The 18,225-nt window shown below is 43.0% G+C and carries 18 protein-coding genes and 1 pseudogene; 14 read left to right on the forward strand and 5 right to left on the reverse strand.

What is annotated here, in order from left to right:
- Positions 1-94: 94 nt before the first annotated feature.
- From ruvB to OU421_RS10450, 4 genes are all read right to left on the reverse strand, one after another.
- The gene (gene ruvB, locus OU421_RS10435; RefSeq protein WP_268186030.1) at positions 95-1,117 is read right to left on the reverse strand and encodes a Holliday junction branch migration DNA helicase RuvB; all 1,023 of its coding nucleotides are present in this window, start codon (positions 1,115-1,117) and stop codon (positions 95-97) included.
- 20 nt (positions 1,118-1,137) lie between these two features.
- Positions 1,138-1,722, reverse strand: coding sequence for a Holliday junction branch migration protein RuvA (gene ruvA, locus OU421_RS10440; RefSeq protein ID WP_268186031.1), 585 nt, complete (start codon positions 1,720-1,722; stop codon positions 1,138-1,140).
- A 1-nt stretch (position 1,723) separates the two neighbouring features.
- Entirely contained in the window at positions 1,724-2,194 is a 471-nt protein-coding gene (gene ruvC / locus OU421_RS10445; protein ID WP_268186032.1) for a crossover junction endodeoxyribonuclease RuvC, read from the reverse strand.
- 224 nt (positions 2,195-2,418) lie between these two features.
- Positions 2,419-3,894, reverse strand: a complete 1,476-nt coding sequence (locus tag OU421_RS10450) for a flippase (protein WP_268186033.1) — start codon at positions 3,892-3,894, stop codon at positions 2,419-2,421.
- Positions 3,895-4,282: 388 nt separating this feature from the next.
- On the opposite strand from OU421_RS10450, the gene OU421_RS10455 reads away from it, so the two are divergent.
- From OU421_RS10455 to OU421_RS10520, 14 genes are all read left to right on the forward strand, one after another.
- Positions 4,283-5,188 (forward strand): glycosyltransferase, encoded by a 906-nt coding sequence (locus OU421_RS10455; protein ID WP_268186034.1) that lies wholly within the window; start codon positions 4,283-4,285, stop codon positions 5,186-5,188.
- A gap of 20 nt (positions 5,189-5,208) precedes the next feature.
- A complete protein-coding gene (locus OU421_RS10460; protein WP_268186035.1) occupies positions 5,209-6,225 on the forward strand; it encodes a glycosyltransferase family 2 protein in 1,017 nt (338 codons plus the stop codon).
- A gap of 211 nt (positions 6,226-6,436) precedes the next feature.
- Entirely contained in the window at positions 6,437-6,649 is a 213-nt protein-coding gene (locus tag OU421_RS10465; protein WP_268186036.1) for a hypothetical protein, read from the forward strand.
- A complete protein-coding gene (locus OU421_RS10470; RefSeq protein ID WP_268186037.1) occupies positions 6,649-6,885 on the forward strand; it encodes a hypothetical protein in 237 nt (78 codons plus the stop codon). Before OU421_RS10465 ends, OU421_RS10470 begins: the two co-directional genes overlap by 1 nt.
- Positions 6,886-7,562: 677 nt before the next feature.
- Positions 7,563-8,276, forward strand: a complete 714-nt coding sequence (locus OU421_RS10475; RefSeq protein WP_268186038.1) for a glucose-6-phosphate isomerase family protein — start codon at positions 7,563-7,565, stop codon at positions 8,274-8,276.
- Positions 8,277-8,385: 109 nt separating this feature from the next.
- The gene (locus tag OU421_RS10480) at positions 8,386-8,862 is read left to right on the forward strand and encodes a dTDP-4-dehydrorhamnose 3,5-epimerase family protein (RefSeq protein WP_268186039.1); all 477 of its coding nucleotides are present in this window, start codon (positions 8,386-8,388) and stop codon (positions 8,860-8,862) included.
- Positions 8,863-8,884: 22 nt separating this feature from the next.
- On the forward strand, positions 8,885-9,856 hold the full coding sequence (gene rfbB, locus OU421_RS10485) for a dTDP-glucose 4,6-dehydratase (RefSeq protein WP_268186040.1): 972 nt from the start codon (positions 8,885-8,887) through the stop codon (positions 9,854-9,856).
- Positions 9,856-10,674, forward strand: coding sequence for a dTDP-4-dehydrorhamnose reductase (gene rfbD, locus OU421_RS10490; RefSeq protein WP_268186041.1), 819 nt, complete (start codon positions 9,856-9,858; stop codon positions 10,672-10,674). The genes rfbB and rfbD overlap by 1 nt, the downstream gene beginning before the upstream one ends.
- Positions 10,671-11,381: a sugar phosphate nucleotidyltransferase gene (locus OU421_RS10495; protein ID WP_268186042.1), complete on the forward strand. Its 711-nt coding sequence runs from the start codon at positions 10,671-10,673 to the stop codon at positions 11,379-11,381. Before rfbD ends, OU421_RS10495 begins: the two co-directional genes overlap by 4 nt.
- A gap of 177 nt (positions 11,382-11,558) precedes the next feature.
- Entirely contained in the window at positions 11,559-12,119 is a 561-nt protein-coding gene (locus OU421_RS10500; protein ID WP_268186043.1) for a DUF2284 domain-containing protein, read from the forward strand.
- Between the two features lie 6 nt (positions 12,120-12,125).
- Positions 12,126-12,755 carry an SDR family oxidoreductase gene (locus OU421_RS10505; protein ID WP_268186044.1) on the forward strand — a complete coding sequence of 210 codons (630 nt, stop codon included), beginning with the start codon at positions 12,126-12,128 and terminating at the stop codon, positions 12,753-12,755.
- Positions 12,752-13,453, forward strand: a complete 702-nt coding sequence (locus tag OU421_RS10510) for a phosphocholine cytidylyltransferase family protein (RefSeq protein WP_268186045.1) — start codon at positions 12,752-12,754, stop codon at positions 13,451-13,453. The genes OU421_RS10505 and OU421_RS10510 overlap by 4 nt, the downstream gene beginning before the upstream one ends.
- Before the next feature lie 89 nt (positions 13,454-13,542).
- Positions 13,543-14,823 carry a CDP-glycerol glycerophosphotransferase family protein gene (locus tag OU421_RS10515; RefSeq protein WP_268186046.1) on the forward strand — a complete coding sequence of 427 codons (1,281 nt, stop codon included), beginning with the start codon at positions 13,543-13,545 and terminating at the stop codon, positions 14,821-14,823.
- Between the two features lie 143 nt (positions 14,824-14,966).
- Positions 14,967-16,370 carry a lipopolysaccharide biosynthesis protein gene (locus OU421_RS10520; protein WP_268186047.1) on the forward strand — a complete coding sequence of 468 codons (1,404 nt, stop codon included), beginning with the start codon at positions 14,967-14,969 and terminating at the stop codon, positions 16,368-16,370.
- A 293-nt stretch (positions 16,371-16,663) separates the two neighbouring features.
- Here OU421_RS10520 and OU421_RS10525 read toward each other — a convergent pair.
- A pseudogene (locus OU421_RS10525) lies at positions 16,664-18,088 on the reverse strand (IS1634 family transposase).
- Positions 18,089-18,225: the final 137 nt, after the last annotated feature.

Raw genomic sequence — 18,225 nt, forward strand, 5'->3', positions numbered from 1 at the left:
CCCTGTTTTCATATTTTTTATGACAGCCGGTCTGAACAAAAAATAGTTATAGTAGGGATCGCATCCGTTGGGCTTCAGCAGCAGTCCTATCATGTCAGAGTGTGGATTGTCCGGGGTCATTGCCCGCACCCCTGCTTACCCCAATATGCCTTCGGCCCGCATCTGTAATCTCCCTTCCCTGCGGTGTCCGTTTGATAAAACCAATCTGGATCAGGTACGGTTCATAGACCTCTTCGATTGTCCGCACCTCTTCACCAATCGCGATCGCAATTGTCTTGACCCCTACCGGGCCGCCGCCAAAGTCATGCGCAACGACCGAGAGAATCCTCCGGTCGACGTTGTCAAGGCCCAGGGAGTCGATGCCGAGCATGGAAAGCGCGAGGTCTGCCGTTTGTTCGTCGATGGTGCCGTCCTTTCGGACCAGAGCGAAATCGCGGACCCGCCGGAGCAGACGGTTTGCGATGCGTGGTGTCCCGCGGCTTCGCGCTGCAATCTCCTGTGCGCCGTCTATGGTGATCTCTGTCTGCATGATTGCAGCGCTGCGCAGTACAATTTTTACGAGATCGGCAACGTCGTAGAGGGTGAGGCGGAATATAAAGCCAAAGCGGTCTCGCAGGGGGGATCCTAAGAGCCCGACCTTTGTTGTCGCACCGACGAGGGTAAACTCCTCCAAAGGAAGCTGCACCGAGCGTGCTCCGGGCCCTTCGCCGATCATCACGTCAATACAGGCGTCTTCCATTGCCGGGTAGAGGATCTCCTCGACCACCGGGTTTAACCGGTGAATTTCATCGATGAAGAGGACGTCACCCTGGGTGAGTGCGGTTAACTGGGCGGCAAGATCCCCGGGCTTGTCTAAGACCGGGCCGGTGGTGCTCCGGATGGAGACTCCCATCTCCCGGGCGACAATCTGGGCAAGTGTTGTCTTCCCAAGGCCGGGGGGCCCGGAAAAGAGGATGTGGTCGAGGGTCTCCCCCCGGGTCTTTGCGGCCGCGATGGCTATCGCAAGGGTCTCTTTGATCTGCGCCTGACCGACAAACTCGTCGAAGTGTGCGGGTCGGATGGTGGCGTCGTCCGGTTCTTCTGCCAGACGTTCGGGTGAGGGAAGTCTCTCCTGCATGGAATTCTCTTTCAATGATATCAGTGCTCCCGGAGGCGGGCAAGGGCCGCACGGATCAGGTTCTGCACGGTCGGTTCGGGAAGTGGCTGGACCGCATCAACTGCTTCCTGTGCCTCCCGTGGGGAGAACCCGAGCGAGATGAGGGCACTCACCGCGTCGCCTGCCTCTGCTGTTCGTCTGGTGGCGGGGACGGTCGCGGTATGGTTCTTCATCTTGTCCTTGAGCTCGAGGATCAACCGTTTGGCACTCTTCTGCCCGATTCCTGATATTTTTGTGAGGACCTTTTCATCGTCATTCACGATTGCGATGGCAAAATCCGCCAGAGAGATCTGGGAGAGGATGTTCATCGCTATCTGCGGGCCAATTCCGGAGACGCTGATGAGTATACGGAAGAGGTCCAGTTCACTCTGGTGAAGAAACCCGTAGAGCTGAATGTCATCGTCCCGGACGGCCATATGGGTGTGCACTTTGATGAGACCTTCAGTCTCCCTGATACTCTGCAGTGCGGGCCCGGTGACCTGCACGCGGTAGCCGATACCGCCGACGTCAATTACCACCCACCGGTCACCGGTGGATGCCAGAACTCCTGAGAGATGTGCTATCATATTATCGCATCGTGTGTATGTGGCAGAGGGCGACTGCAAGACCGTCTGCGGCATCGTCCGGGCGGGGAATTTCCTGCAGCCGGAGGAGCCGCCGCATCATCTCCTGCACCTGCTGTTTGTCGGCCCGGCCCGAACCGGTGACTGCCTGTTTGATCTGGTTGGGCGTGTACTCTGCAATCGGAATGTCGCGTTCTTCTGCTGCGAGCAGGAGGACGCCGCGTGCTTCACTCACCTGCATTGCAGAGGTGGTGTTCTTTGAGAAGAAGAGTTTCTCCACTGCGACGCATGCGGGGCTGTACTCGTCAAGGACCTGTGAGATTCCTTCATAGCACTCCCGCAGACGCAGGGATTGTCTCTGGCCGCTTTTTGTCTCAATACAGCCATAGGTCAGCGGAGTCGGATTTCGGTTGGTTCTTTCCAGAACGCCGTAGCCGACCCGTGCCACCCCTGGATCAATCCCCACAACAATCATGTAATTCTGTTATTCTCCTGTACCGAAAAAAGGGCCCTGACCTTCGCTGCTGCCATTCTGATTGAATGTTCCGTTCTTATGATAGATACCTATTGTGATGGGTCCCGGCCGTGGCAGTGCTGTTCGGCTATCACGGGGCCGGAGTCCTGGTGCGTAGGTGTCTGCCATATTGAACGTGTTTTTCTTACCGGGTCTATGTTGTGTCTCTCGTGGTGGACGTGGCATTACAGCCACCGTGGCCAGGGTATTCCGAGCTGCACCACGAGGTCGTGTATTTCATCGTGAAGGCCCGCATCGGTCTTCAGGAGGATGGTTCCATAGACGAGCGCTCCCAGAATGACTGCTCCCAGTACAAGGAGGACATTCGAGAGAGGGATCAGGAGTCGGTAGAGGAGGACAACAAGGGCCATACTGCCTGCGGCGAGGAGGATGTGGAAGGTGGGGCCACGCTCAATATGTACTGGTATCTGCCGGGAGAGGTAGTGGTGGGCGATAACGGCGTTGACGAGCATTGTGACAAGGGTGGCGATTGCTGCTCCCTCAATTCCGAGGATTGGGATAAGGGCGAGGTTCAGAAGGATGTTTATGACCGCTGCAGTCCCGGTGGCATAGAAGGATTCCCGTGGGCGGCCCGTGGCACTGAGGGCCATTGTCTGGAGGAACATGAAGGCGTTTGCCACCTGCACGAGGAGGAGGATGCGGAGGACGTCTGCTCCCTCGGCAAATCCTGCACCGTAGAGGAAGTAGAGGAGGCGTTCGCCCAGAATCCATCCGCCGACCGCGACCGGGACGGCGAGGAGGAGCGAGTAGGTGAAGGCGCGGGAAAGGGAGCGTTCGATGAACCCGGAGCAGCCTTCTGCGTGCCACTGGCTGATCTTCGGGTACAGGGTGGTCCGGAGGGCTACGGTGGTGAAGACGGCAATTGCAGTGAACTGGGCGGCAATCTGGTAGAGGCCGACGTCGGCTGTTGAGAGGAAGTAGCCGACCAGAATCGTATCGGCGTATGAGAAGATGACGGCACCGCTTCCGGAGAGAAAAATCCAGAAGGAGAAGGTGAAGAGGTTTTTGAGGTGCTCCGGCGTGAAGCGGGTGAGATGGAGTTTCACAAATGGCAGACAGATCACACCGCCAACGATAATTCCTGCGATAAAGCCGCCGGCAAGTCCTGCGGCGCCATAGCCCAGGAAGACGGCGAGAATCTGAATGAGCACTTTTCCGATGGAGTTTATGAGGGCCGCTGTCTGGTGCACCCCGACCATGCCGGTGCCGTATACACCGGTGGTGATGATGCCCGGAACCACACTGACAACAAGGGCAACGAGCAGCCAGAAAACCATTCCGGATGCTTCAAGGTCAATTAAAAATGGACGGACTGCAAGAAGAGCGGTGACGGATACCGCGAGGAGTGCGATTCTCAGGGCGCAGAATGCGGAGTAGTATGCATCCTGCTCACACCCCTCGGAGATCCGTTTAACGGCAGCCCCGCCGAACCCTCCGTCACCGATGAGACTGAATATGCCATAATACGCAAGGAAGAGGGCATACGCTCCATATGCAGCTTTGCCGAGCACATGGGCAAAGTACATTGTCGCGATGAACCCGACGAAGGTGAGCCCCAGTGTGGAGACGAGGCTGATCGCGCTCTGGCGGCGGAGCGGGTCGATGTTCATTAAGCGGGTGAGGGCGGGTTGTGGGAGCACGGTATGTCATATGTGGTATTGGGGATTGTTAAAGCCGATCATGATCCTGAAAATTTACTTTGATTCAAATATGTAATTCACAAATTAACTGAGTTCTGCAGCACATTTGAGAGGGCATATAGCATTAAATTGTGATAAAATAGGATGACTTTAGCGGGCAGTCTTCGTAGTTTATTCAACTCAAACTGGCCAACTTTGGATCTAAGTATAACGATGTCCCGGATATTGGAAATGATTCTTTTAATTTGAACCAATGAATTGGGAGAATAATTAATGGCAGATGCTATCCCATTAATTTTTATTGAGAAATCAACTAGTATATTGATACAGCTGAATAATTTGTTCTGAAAATATTTGGAATATCTGAAATAAAAATTGTGAAAAAAAAATGTCTGGTTTTTATAGCAAAAGTGATGTTGAATCCAGGATTGGATTAATTGTTTTAAATTATCAGACTGTTGAAGATACCATCGAATGTCTGAATTCAATACGAAAATATTATGAAAATCTGACGATTGTCGTTGTAGATAATCATTCATTAAAGGAGAAGATGGATGTTTTATCAGCATATCTGGAAAAATCTGAAAATATTTACCTGTTACAGCTTGATCAGAATTACGGGTTTGCGAAAGGTTTTAACAAAGGCATTTCCTTTCTTCGGAAAAAGGGATTTTCATACATAGCGTGTTCTAATAACGATATTTTATTTCAGAGTGAAGGAATTCTGGAATCATTGCTGGATACGCAACGTATGTATCATGCAGCAATCCTGGGTCCATCGATTTACAATTTAAATGGGATCAGTCAAAATCCGTGCTATACAAGTCGTCTAACGAAAAGGGATGCAACATTTTTACTTTTTCAGACGTCATTGCCGGTGATCTTCCTTAAATTAGTGCTACCTTCTTCGGTGTTGTCATATTTGGATAAATTAGTGCAAAAACGTCAGAATCCTGGTATCTGTGCATTACCCAAAAATGCTCCTTGTGAGGTTTATTCTCTGCATGGTGCATTTATACTGTTTGCTCCTCCGTTTTTCGAAAAAAATGTTGGATTCGATGACTACACGTTTTTGTATGGTGAAGAACTGATCCTGTCAGAAATGATGGTCAGGCAGGGGTTGTCTGAGTACTACGATCCAAGAGTGCGTATTCTGCACAAAGAAGACCGAACAAGTGATTTTGTGTGGGGTGGACAGAAAAAATTAGAGCCGTATCTGATTGCCCGAAGATCGATGAAATACTGGTATTCCCATTATTTCAAAAAGAATCTAACGAAAATTCGGAATGAGTGAATATTTTGCAGATGGTGTAAATGGATTCTGGTGATTCTGATCTTAGAGTTTCGGTGGCAATGTGTACGTACAATGGGGAACGGTATTTAGAAGAGCAACTGGTAAGTATTGCGAATCAAACCCGTTTGCCTGATGAACTTGTCATTTGTGATGATGGATCTACTGACGATACGATAAAAATTGCAAATGAAATTTCAAAGCAACTTCCGTTTTTCGTAAGAATTTATGAAAATCCTGATAATCTGGGCGTAACGAAAAATTTTGAAAAAGCGATCAAATTATGCAAAGGGGATATTATTTTCCTGAGTGATCAGGATGATATCCTGATGCCGGAAAAGATTGAGAAAATCCTGAATGTATTCAGGAATGAGCCAGATATTGGGTATGTTTTTTCCGATGCTCAGGTTGTCGATGAAGAGCTTCATCCCCTTGGCTATACCATGTGGAAAACTGTTTATTTTAAAAATCGTGAAAGAAAATTATTCTCTGAAGGGAACCAAATGGATGTCCTAATAAAACATCGAGTTGTTACTGGCGCAACAATGGCCATCAATGCAAAGATGATTGATAGCTTTATTCCTATACCTGATATTTTCTGGCACGACGAGTGGATCTCATTTTATTTGAGTACTACAGAAAATAAAGGCAAATTCATTGAGGAGCCTCTTATACGATATCGCCAGCATAGCGATCAGGTTATCGGTGGAAAAAATCTTGGTTTTCTTGACCTAATTGATATACTCAAAAATAAAAAGTCAAAAGAGAATTGTATTTTGCTATCAAAGCAGCAACAAAAATATACCGTCGCTAAAGAATTTTTACTTTTTAAAGGGAAACTAACGGGAAATATTGAAAAATTATTAGATGGAAAAATTACACATTTGCAAAAACGGCAGTTATTTTATGGTTTTTCGAGATGGAAACGTGTTTGGCCAATTATCGGAGAAGTCTTGTCAGGTCGGTATATTAAATATTCTCATGGATATAAGTCAGTGATAGTGGATTTGTTCCTACCCCAAATTTTGGCTGATTATTAGAGGTCAGTTCGTTATTTTGCGAATCATACAATTGTATTTGTATAAATAAAAATAGCTATTGTTTAAGAATTTTGTCCATAGAACAGTAATTATCTAACTGCAGGGTACTTATTTTTGAAAATTTTATCGAAGGGATTAATTGAAGGATCTATCAAATTAATCTTTTAGCTGACTGGCTGACTTTATCCAGACCACCAATACCAAGAGTGCGGTGCGGGATCTCTCTGTTCCCATGACGGTTATCACCACCTTCGATGCCCTCGTGCAGGAGATCATCGACACGAACCCATTCGACTGCACTGCGTATGTCGAGAAGGGGGGGTCACAATTGACCCTGTCGTCCGTTCCCAGGAGCGGTATGACGCGAAAGTCATCTATGAGAATCTCGAGGCCGACACCATCGACACCGCTGCCGCTCATGTGATGGCGGACGACGACCTCGCGACCGCAATCGGTGGAACGCAGTCCCGCAACACTGCAAAGGACATGTTCTCATGCAAAATGAAGTGCCACGACCCCGCAGGAGAAGTCTGCTACGTGACGCTCTCCCGCTCGAAGGTCCGCATCCCATCCTATGCGGATGACGCCATCCGGACAACGGTTGAGGCATGGGTCGACGGGAAGCCTGAGCTTGGGCGAAGTGAACTGCCCGACGAATGATGGAAATAGGGGGTATTTTCCCTGTTTTTGAGTTTTCTCTATTTTTATCAACTGCCTGGTAGTTTTTGCCGCCAGCTGACTTTCACCATGTCTTTCATTTAGACCCCTTACTTAGGGTAATCGGGGTCTGTTTTTCCCCGGAATTGTGGTGGGCCAAATGCGGCAAATATATGCGTTTTTTGTGGAATTTACGGATAATTGTGCGTTTGTGGGGTGGACGCTATTGATGGGTATTTTGGAAGGATGTATGGGGTGTCTTGTGGTGAGATAAGGTCGCTCAGGACGTCTGTGCTGGTTGGTTTTTTGGGTGACATATGGGTTTTATTTGGATGTTGTGTGGATATTTGGCGGATATTTTTGAGTGTTTGAGTGAATGTAAGCCAAATTTATCTGTTTTGAACAAATTATGATGTGCTGTTATGAAATGACGGATACAATGACTTCAAATCACTTGGTTACTGGGAATCGAGAAAAAATATCTTTTGATTGTTTCTCATTGATTTTTATGATCCACTATTTCCATGGAATAACCTTGCAGAGATATCAGACGAACTCTAACTAACCAATGAATAAATAGTATGATAAGGTGTTTTCTCACTTTGATGTCAATGAAATATCATTAAATACAAATTCAAAATGAGCAGTATAAATATTCCTCCCTTCCATACGTTGTGAGCATGGACCGTTACTGGAAGGGCCCTCTTCCCGAACCCTCTGTACGCACTGTCCGCGATATGGCATGTGTGCTGGCAGACCCGGATGCTGTTGCAATAGATCCAGACACCCCTCTCTACTATATGTACCGCGATCTCGCGATGAATGAAGAGGATCGTGAGATTCTTTCACGCCAGAACTTACGGTATGATATTACAGTAATTCCTCCGGCAATGCTTGGCAGAGAATATGTTAAGACAAAGGGTCATTATCACCCTGATTCTCTATCTGGAATAGGTTATCCTGAACTTTATCAAGTGCTTGCAGGAAGGGCATACTTTCTCCTACAGAAAAAAGATTTGACTGATATTATTGCAGTAAGTGCTGATACGGGAGATTGTGTATTTATTCCATCCGATTACGGTCATATCACGATAAATTGTTCAGATATGACTCTTGTTATGGCAAATGTTGTTTCCAATTTATTTTCGAGTGAATATGAATTGTATGAACAACTGTGTGGAGGTTCATATTACTGCCTAAAAGGAAATTTATGGAGTCTTAATAAGAAATGGGAAGAGTATTTTAAAAAATCAATTCCTAGCTATAGTATTGTTAATGCAAATGAATATAAGAAACTTTTTTTTGATAATTCAAGCTTCATTTATAATCTTGCTACTGAAGGAGAATGTCTTCTTTGCTTGAGTGAACCTGAACGATTGCCCTCCCAATGCTGATGTGGGTAAATAATATTAAATATGGCACAAATTCAATTCACTTTATACTTATTGATGCATCAAATCTAATTCCTGCTGATTTATTTACCTCAAATACATATTTTTGATAATGAATGCTGGAATTGACGGAGTACACATCAAACAGCTCAAAGTCATACCCGATGAACGCGGGTGGTTGATGGAAATCCTTCGTTCTGATGATGAAATTTACACACAGTTTGGGCAGGTGTACTGTACAACAGCATATCCCGGTGTTGTCAAGGCATGGCACTATCACAAGAAGCAGACAGACAACTTCACCTGTGTCCACGGCATGATGAAGGTTGCGCTCTATGATGACAGGAAGGATTCCCCAACCTACAAAAACCTCATGGAACTCTTTATCGGGGAGAAAAATCCGGCTCTTATTACCGTACCACCAGGTGTCTACCATGGCTTCAAGGCAATCGGAGATGAAACCGCCTTTTTCGTAAGTGTCCCCACGCTCCCCTATAACTATGCTGATCCGGATGAATTCAGATTGCCACCCGATACCGAAGAAATACCCTACGACTGGGGCCTTGTCCCCGGCGTAAAACACGGCTAATCCATTTTGGGAGTGAGAGAAGATGCATCTGCTCGTCACCGGTGGCTGTGGTTTCATTGGCAGCAATTTTATCCGCCACATGCTCGAGAGTCATCCCGATATTTCGATCACAAATCTGGATGTCCTTACCTATGCTGGCAACCCGGCGAATCTCAGGGATGTTGAGGACGATCCCCGCTACACGTTTGTGCAGGGTGACATCTGTGATCGGTCAGCAGTGGATGGCGTTCTGGATCAATACCATATCAATACCATTGTCCACTTCGCGGCGGAGAGTCACGTGGACCGGTCCATTGCCGATGGCTCGGTCTTCGTGAAGACCAATGTGCTTGGGACCTTTACGATGCTGGACGCAGCGCTTGCCCATGGGATCGACCGGTTTGTCCATGTGTCAACCGATGAGGTCTACGGGAGTACACCCGATGGATCCTTTGTCGAGACCGATAACCTGAATCCCTCGAGTCCGTATTCATCGAGCAAGGCGGGGTCTGACCTTCTTGCGCTTTCGTACTGGCATACCCACCAGCTTCCGGTGATTGTGACCCGGTGCACGAATAATTATGGTCCATATCAATACCCGGAGAAGCTCATTCCTCTCTTTGTGACAAATCTCATGGAGGGGAAGAAAGTCCCCATTTACGGCACCGGCCAGAATGTCCGGGACTGGCTCTATGTGCTTGATCACTGCAGGGCAATCGATTTCCTGCTTGAGAACGGGCAACCTGGTGAGGCCTACAATATCGGCGGCGGCGAAGAGAAGACGAACCTTGAGATTACGGATACAATCCTCCGGCTGCTCGACAAAGACGAGTCGGCGATTGAGTATGTCGAGGACCGGAAAGGTCACGACTTCCGCTATTCCCTTGACTTCTCGAAACTCCGGAAGATGGGCTGGGAACCTGCCTTCTCCTTCGATGAGGCAATGACGGCGACCGTGCAGTGGTACATCGATAACGAGTGGTGGTGGCGGCCCCTGAAGGAGGGGAGCCAGTAATGGCCCAAAAGGTGCTCATCCTCGGGGCGTCCGGCATGCTTGGCCACGACCTGCAGAAGGTGTATCCGGATGCGGTCTGCCGGGGTCATGAACTCGATATTACGGATGAGGCAGCGGTTTTTTCATTCATTTCAGATCTGAAACCATCGCTTGTTATCAATGCAGCGGCCTTCACAAATGTCGATGGGTGTGAGGATCACGAGGATCTGGCGTTTGCGGTGAACGGTGAAGGTCCGGGATATATTGCCGCTGCCTGTCATGAAGTGGGGGCTACCCTTGTCCACTACAGTACTGATTATGTCTTTGATGGTTCTCATAGTTCATATGTTGAGGATGATAGACCGAAATCGATCAATGTCTATGGCGCCTCAAAGCTACAAGGTGAGCAGGCGATAATAGCTGCAATGGAGGATTATCGTATCGTTCGGACCTCATGGCTCTTTGGTCTGAATGGTCTGAACTTTGTTGAGACAATGCTCCGGCTCTCCGCGGAGATGGAGAAGGTCCGGGTTGTCGATGATCAGTTTGGGAAACCTACCTATACCGTCGACCTTGCTGAAAAAACACCGGAGATTGCTAAAGCAGAGCCTGGAATTTATCACATCACAAATGAAGGCGTCTGCTCATGGTACAATTTTGCCTCTGGAATCATCCCGAATGTAGAGTCCTGCTCATCCAGGGAATTCCTGAGGCCTGCAAAGCGACCGAAGTTTTCGGTACTTGAGAATACAAAGACCTCGCCGATGCGTCCCTGGCGGGACGCCCTGAAAGACTATCTAAAAATCAGAACCCAAGGATCTAAGGAGACATCATTATGAAAGGAATTATCCTCGCCGGCGGAACGGGATCCCGCCTCCACCCCCTCACCAAGGTGACGAACAAGCACCTGCTGCCCGTCTATGACAAACCGATGATCTACTATCCGCTCCAGACACTTATCGATGCAGGAATTACAGAGATCATGATAGTATCCGGTAAAGGCCATGCTGGCGACTTCCTTGAACTCCTAGGGTCGGGATCAGAGTTCGGTATTCGGATCACCTACGAGATTCAGGATGAGGCCGGTGGAATTGCACAGGCGCTCGGGCTTGCGGAACGATGGGCCAGGAAGGAGGACGTGGCAGTTATTCTTGGGGATAACATCTTTCAGGATAATGTCAGGAAAGATGTCGAGGCATTCGAGGGAGGAGCAAAAATCTTCCTGAAGGAAGTATCTGATCCTCATCGGTTCGGCGTTGCCGAGGTTGATGGCGATAAGGTTATTGGAATTGAGGAGAAGCCGAAAGAACCCAAGTCGAATTATGCTGTGACTGGTCTCTATCTCTATGATGGACGAGTCTTCGATACCATCAAAACTCTCGCACCTTCTGGACGTGGCGAGCTTGAGATTACGGATGTCAACAACTCCTACATCAGGCGTGGTGCGATGCAGTTTGCAATGCTGGAAGGGTTCTGGAGCGATGCAGGGACGTTTGATAGTTTGTTAAGAGCGGGCCTTTTAATATCTAGTCATAATGAGAAGTGATTTAATATCACTAATCGTGTGAAACAAATGTATCTGCATTGTCTTTGCCATTCAAATTTTTTCGGAGGACAGGGGTGACATTACGTTCTAGTCAATTTGTATTGCTGTACTTGGGTGTGTTATCCAGTATTAATTTATATTTAGGAGTAAATTGTACTAATAATTAGGGGAATTATTGTGGCATATGAAGATTTAGCAATTTTTCGAGATATGGCGAAAGAGCAGGGTGCCGAAATTATTGAACAAGTTTACACCGATGAGATTGCCATGGATTTTAGAACAACATACAAATGTATGACCTGTCTAAAATATGGGAAAAAGCCTACTTGCCCTCCAAATATCCCTGATTTTGATTATTTTAAACGTTTAATTAATGCATATAAATATGGTTTATTAGTTGGAAAGTCATATTGCTATTCAAACGAAGAAGAATTTAAAATAATTCGGGAAGAATCGGGTCCCAGAGTTCAAGAAATTCTGTTAACTCTGGAAAAGCAAGCATTTAAAAGAAATTATTATTGGGCAATTAGTTTCATTGGTGGATCATGCAGGGGATGTAATGCATGTCCCTCTGACAGCAGTATTTGTGTTAATCCTTCAAGAGGAAGAATTCCACTGGAAGCTACCGGAGTTGATGTAATGAAAACATGTGAAGGGAAAGGTATTAACATAAGCCCATTTCCCCATCCTGTGGAGAATGGTCAGTTGTATAGAATAGGTCTATTTTTATTGGAGTGAGTATTTATGAAGGTAGCAATAGTAACCGGAGCAACCGGAGGAATTGGCAAAGCTGTTGTAGAAGAATTGAAGAATAAAGGATATTTTGTACATGAAGTAAGCAGAAAAAATTGTGATGTTACAAATCTCGACTCAATTAAAACGTTCATGTCAAATATAACAAATGTAGATGTTCTGGTAAATTGTGCTGGCAGGAGTCATTTAGGGTATATTGAAGATATAAGTGAAGATGATATTTGTTCCTGTTTTGATACTAATGCTCTGGGAACAATGAGATTTTGTAAGGCAGTATTGCCAATAATGAAAAAACAGAAAAATGGATATATAGTTAATATTGGATCTTTAAGGGGAATTGAATGCTGTAAAGGGAAAGCTTCGTATTCAATGAGTAAATTTGCAGTGAGGGCTTTCTCAAATACTTTAGGTTTAGAAGTAAAGAAGTATGGAATTAATGTAACTTGTATAAATCCAGGTTTTGTCTTTACGGATTTGATAAAATATCGCATAGCTGAAGAAAACCTGAAGCCAGAAGATATTATTCAACCTTCTGATATTGCTAAAACAGTAATGTACTTGTTAAGTCTTTCAGATGGTGCAACAATATCTGAATTGAATATGGGAGATGTGTGGGAATGAATGTAATTATTTTGGCTGCTGGAATAGGATCTCGATTGTATCCATTAACAAAAAATACTCCAAAGTGTTTATTGAAAATTAATAATGATGAAACTATATTAGGAAGAACTCTGTCTATTCTGAAAAAAGATGCATCCGAATTCCACATTAGAATTATTGCAGGTTTCGAAGCAAATCAAATTATTGAAAAATTTGATGATATTGATATCATAGTAAATCCATTTTTTAGAATAACGAATAGCATTGCGTCATTATGGTTTTCAAAGGATTTATTATCAGATGAAGTAACTATCATAAATGCTGATGTTTGTTTCAACAGCAATATTTTTGAAATGATAAATAATTGTAGTAATGAGAATTTTGTTGTACTGGATAGTTCAAAGAATTGTACAGATGCAGACTATAAAATTGTAGTTGAAGAGAATTTAGTTACTGATATGGGGAAATCAATTCCTTTTGACAATTTTTCAGGTGAATATGCTGGAATTACTCACCTTAATAAAGAAGGTGCTTCACATTTGAGGAATAAACTTGAAGAAAAGCTATTACGTGAGGAATATGACACTTGGTATGAGACTGCAATTTGTGAATTAATAAAGGAAGGATCTATGAAGGTATCAATTCTGGATATTGCTGGACAAAATTGGATTGAAGTGGATAGTGAAAAAGAATTAATGTATGCCAAAAATAATCTTTAACTGTGAATAATGTATAATCTGTTTGACGTGTTGAATGAATGTGCGTCATTGTGGGAGATATAATATTCTCATTTTATTTTGAACTATGAATGAATAAAAAGGATTTGAATGCTATGCAAATTACACCAGCAATAAATTATGCCCTTAAATTATTTACTTATCCTCTATCTCTCATTATTCCAAAAAATTCAAAAATATTAGTTATTGGTGGATGGTTTGGAGAGCGTTTCGCAGATAATTCCAGATATTTATATGAATTTTTGTCAATAAATAAAGAAAAGTATGATTTCGAGAAAGTAATCTGGGTTACCCGGAACAAAAAAATAATTCAGGAACTCGAGAATAAAAACTTTGAAGTATATCATATCTGGTCATTAAAATCAATCTGGTATCATCTCCGTTCTCCAATATTTATTTATGATCAATCAATTAATGACCTAAATAGCTTTTTTTTGCATAAAGGTGTTCTTTTATATCTCTGGCACGGTTTTCCACTAAAGAAAATTGGCACATTCGCGATGTCTGATGAATATAAAAAAAAATCACGCTGTAATATTAAAATATTCCAAACGCTTGAATGTATACTTCCTGGAGTAAAAATTAGATACGGTGGAAAAGGATCATATTTGCTTGCACAGTCGGAATTTGCTTCAAATGTTTTAAGTGAAGCGTTTAGTATTCCTAAAGATAGGGTTATTCTGGCTGGATATCCTCGTAACGATATATTTGACCAAAAAGAACCCGAGGTTTACTATATTGGAAATGATTTTGAGTTAATAAAAAAAATTCAAGATCTGAAAAATTTAGGATATAAAATTATTTTTTATGCTCCTACATTTAGAGATAAAGCACCAACTAATTTTTTTGGTACAGAAGATTTATCCGAGATCCAAAAACTGAAAACATTTCTCTTAAATAAAAATTATGCACTGATTACAAAATTTCATTTTGCAACAAACACTATGGGTCAGATACTAGAAAATGATTCACACTTTTTTAATTTGGATTCAGATACAGATGTATATTCTGTCTTACCTTTTATTGATATATTAATTACTGATTATTCATCAATTGCATTTGATTTTTTATTCCTGAATCGACCAATTATTTATTTTCCATATGACTTAGAATATTATCGTGATGAAGATCGTGGATTTATGTTTGATTTTGAAGAATTTACACCAGGTCCTAAAGTATATAATATTGATGAATTGACCAAAATTTTGGAAGAAATTTACCAAGGTGTTTTTATCGATCATTTTTCAGATGAGAGAAAAAAGCTTTCTGAAAAAATATATGATCCAAAATATTATCCTGGATCTCATATATTGGCAACAGAAATAAATAAAATATTGCGAACATATTCATGATTATGAACAAATGTTTTTGGTTGAATACATTTTTCAGGAATTGTAAATGCATTTTTTCCAACTTTTTGCAGTTACTATCTTTGGTGGAATGGAATACGATATATATTGTATGTGATTATGGATATTGTCATTAAAGAGGAACCATGATAAAGCAGTCCTTCACGAGTTTTTTTTGGTTTGTCATCAGTGCACTTATTGGGTTTGGCTTTCAAATTTTTGCAGCAAGCTATCTTGGTGCTACAGATTTTGGGAAGGCAAATTATTACTATGGTTTTTCATCAACAATTATGGTTTTTGCCTGTTTTGGAGTGCAGTTTTTTTTACCAAAATATATGCATACTCTGAACAAAGATGGAAATTTATTCTCTGAAACCTTTTGGACAATTAGTGCACTCTATTGTATCATAGCCCCTATTTCGGCTTTTTTATTGAAAGAAACCATATCCCTTCCTTTGATTATTATTATCATTCTGATTTCATATTTAATGGTTATTTTTGAGGTAATTAGATCTTACTATGTAGGTCTTTCCAAGACTGATCGGGGTTTCTTCTTAGTATTACTTTTTAGGATTCTGAATGTAGTATTGTTTATTATTGCTGTCAATTTTTTTATACAGGGATATTTGAGTTATCTTGTTGCGCTGCTGTTTGCGTATTGTTTGCTTGTACTCCCCTACACTCTTTCAAAAATTGCTTTGCCTAGGGTGAATTTTGCAATTATTCGTTACTGCATCCCATTTTACATGGTTCAAATATCATATGGATTATTTGGATCCTTATCCCGGGTATTACAGGGATATTTTGGAACATTTGAAAGTGTTGCTGTATTATCTATTGCGCTTGTCCTTGGTACTGCCACAGGTATGCTTGGTGATGTTTTTGCAAAAGTTGTCATGCCTGATTTTGCAAAAGCCTGGGATAAAAAGAACTATGAAAACATAAAATATGCTTTCCATAAAGTTACGAGACTGAATGCTTATTTGGTATTGCCAATAGCTGTTTTTACGATAATGAATGGCGATTTTATATTAGCAATTTTAGGGAAAGGATATGAGGGTGGGTATATAATTTTTTCACTAATTTTAATATCCAGTTTTTTTAGTTCGTTTGTTGGTCCTAATGGGACTCTTCTCAATATGACCGGGAATCAAAGGTTTGAGATCATTAATGGAATCATTGGGCTTATTGCAGCCCTTATTATCGGTTTTTGGCTGGGTCCGATTTATATGTGGGGTATTGCTTTTGCAATTATGTTTGCGGAAATTGTGAGAAACAGCGCAAAATTGGTTGAAGTGGGAACACTATTTAATATATGGCCATTTCATAAGAATACATTCATTTTCATCATTTTCCTGCTTTTTGTTGATGTTATTATAATGTTCATATTGAAAATGTATACATCTGGATTAATTCTTTTACTTACAAGTGGAATTGCTATTTTACTGTCCTATGTTTTAACATTCTACGCTGCTCCTGATGAAGAAGATCGGAGATATGTGGGTATGATTAAAAAAGAATTGTTAAAGATTTTTTATAGTTTACGTTAGGCCGACTTTCCGCATGTCTCCTTTCAACAATAGTATTTTTCGTACTCCTCCCCCAAGTCGGGATATATTCTTCAACTAATCATTCAGATTCGTAATCTGTTTTATTCTCCGCTCGCATCAAAAATGAGAATTCCCTCACCCGACTGAATAGGAAAAAAGTCCACTTCATTGTTACCTAAGTTTGCCACTTTGATTTCAGTCGGTCAAGAAGACTATCCGCTACATCGATCAAATTTTTCAGAATTTTCGTCGGGATAATGAATTTGACAGTTTGTGTTTTTCACCCAACCAAATCACGAAATTGCCCAATTATGATGCAAGATCATCGCATTTATGGCATCAAAATTCGATTGAATGCATTTTTTGTCTTTCTCTTCCACGAATCTATGGTAACTGTCAAATTCGATAACGCCTTTTTGATGAATTTTGTCGACGTTTACTTCTGTTTTGGAATCTCAAATCGGATCAGTGAGACAAATCGCTGAGCAATAAACCCAATAATCAACGCACCGTAAATGCTGTTATCTGTCCATACACACAACGGTTTGATCTCGATTTCATTCTTGAGAGAGTTGTATATCTTCTCAATAGAGTCCTTTTTTCGGTACGTCAGAAGGGCTTCGGTAAGTGTCAAATTTTTGCTCGATTTCAGGCGGAAGAATTCTTCTCTACCGGTGATGAACTTCTCTTCAAGAAGCTTGATGGCATCCTCCTCCGAGAGTCCAATCAGCTTGGTCTGGATTGAGTAGTCCAGATCCACAAGGATATTGTTTATCCGGAATCGCTTTTGAAGACTCTTATTTTTGTCAATGCTTTCCTGAATGGCCCTTGCTTCTCTGATCTCCCTGACTATTTTTCTGGCTCTGGATTCAAGCTGCTCTTTCTGCAGCTTTTTCGAGAAGTAAAGATAATTCGTGCTGCTCGGCTTCTCAATTATAATCCCGCGGATCCCTGATTCCTCATCAATAACTTGAGGACCATACGTTTCAAATTCAGCGATTATCTTGTCATCACTCTTGTTGAGCTTCTTTCCGGTTATTTATTGCAAATTATCTGCCCGAATCATCTGGCTATTAGCGACAATGCTCGCTCCTTTGTCGAAGATCACGAGAGGCCCCCCTCTGAGCCTGCCGCTTGACTGCAGATACGTCTTCTTGAAGTGCGTCTGATCATTGAGATTGCCGGGTTCGATTGTCATCCCTATCGGGATATTGATTGGGTCGGCAAGTTCTGTGACTCCTATCGTGATCTGTTTTTTATTCGGCCGGTGATCCTGACTGTACCCATATTTTCCAAGCTTGGCCTCAGTGCCATGAAGCACAATACTGGTCCAGTCTATGTTGATGTTGGTATGCTAAAAATTATACCTATCAAAAAGAACATCCTGCATATCAGAGATGATTTCATCACGGTTGGCGCCAAGGGCTTCAAGGACGCGATACAGGGTCCGTTCATTGAATGAAGGGAGAGTGAATTCAGCAAGAACTTCAGGACAGTTGATCCATTAGTGAGATCGTTTTGTGCTGAAGTTATCTGTCAGTTTGTAGCTGACAAGAGCATTGATTAGTTTGTTGCTCTCTCCTGTTATTCTTGTGTTTCCCAAATATCTCGGTGAAATTGAGGATTTCATACAGTCTTCCGACTAGGAAAATGGTACCGATAGGAAAGGATATATTTTCGTTCAGCTCAATGTGAATAGTTCTTAGTTCTGTTTGCATTTGACCGATTCAAACATTGCTAAGAACACTCTTATTTCTTGTCAACTGGCAACGTTGGGTTATACGTGCTAAATCTTGCGATGGATAATTGTTCAAGGGTGGATTTTAGTACGAATGATCGGGGGCACAACTGTATG

The organism is Methanogenium organophilum (genome assembly GCF_026684035.1).
GTDB classification, from domain to species: domain Archaea; phylum Halobacteriota; class Methanomicrobia; order Methanomicrobiales; family Methanomicrobiaceae; genus Methanogenium; species Methanogenium organophilum.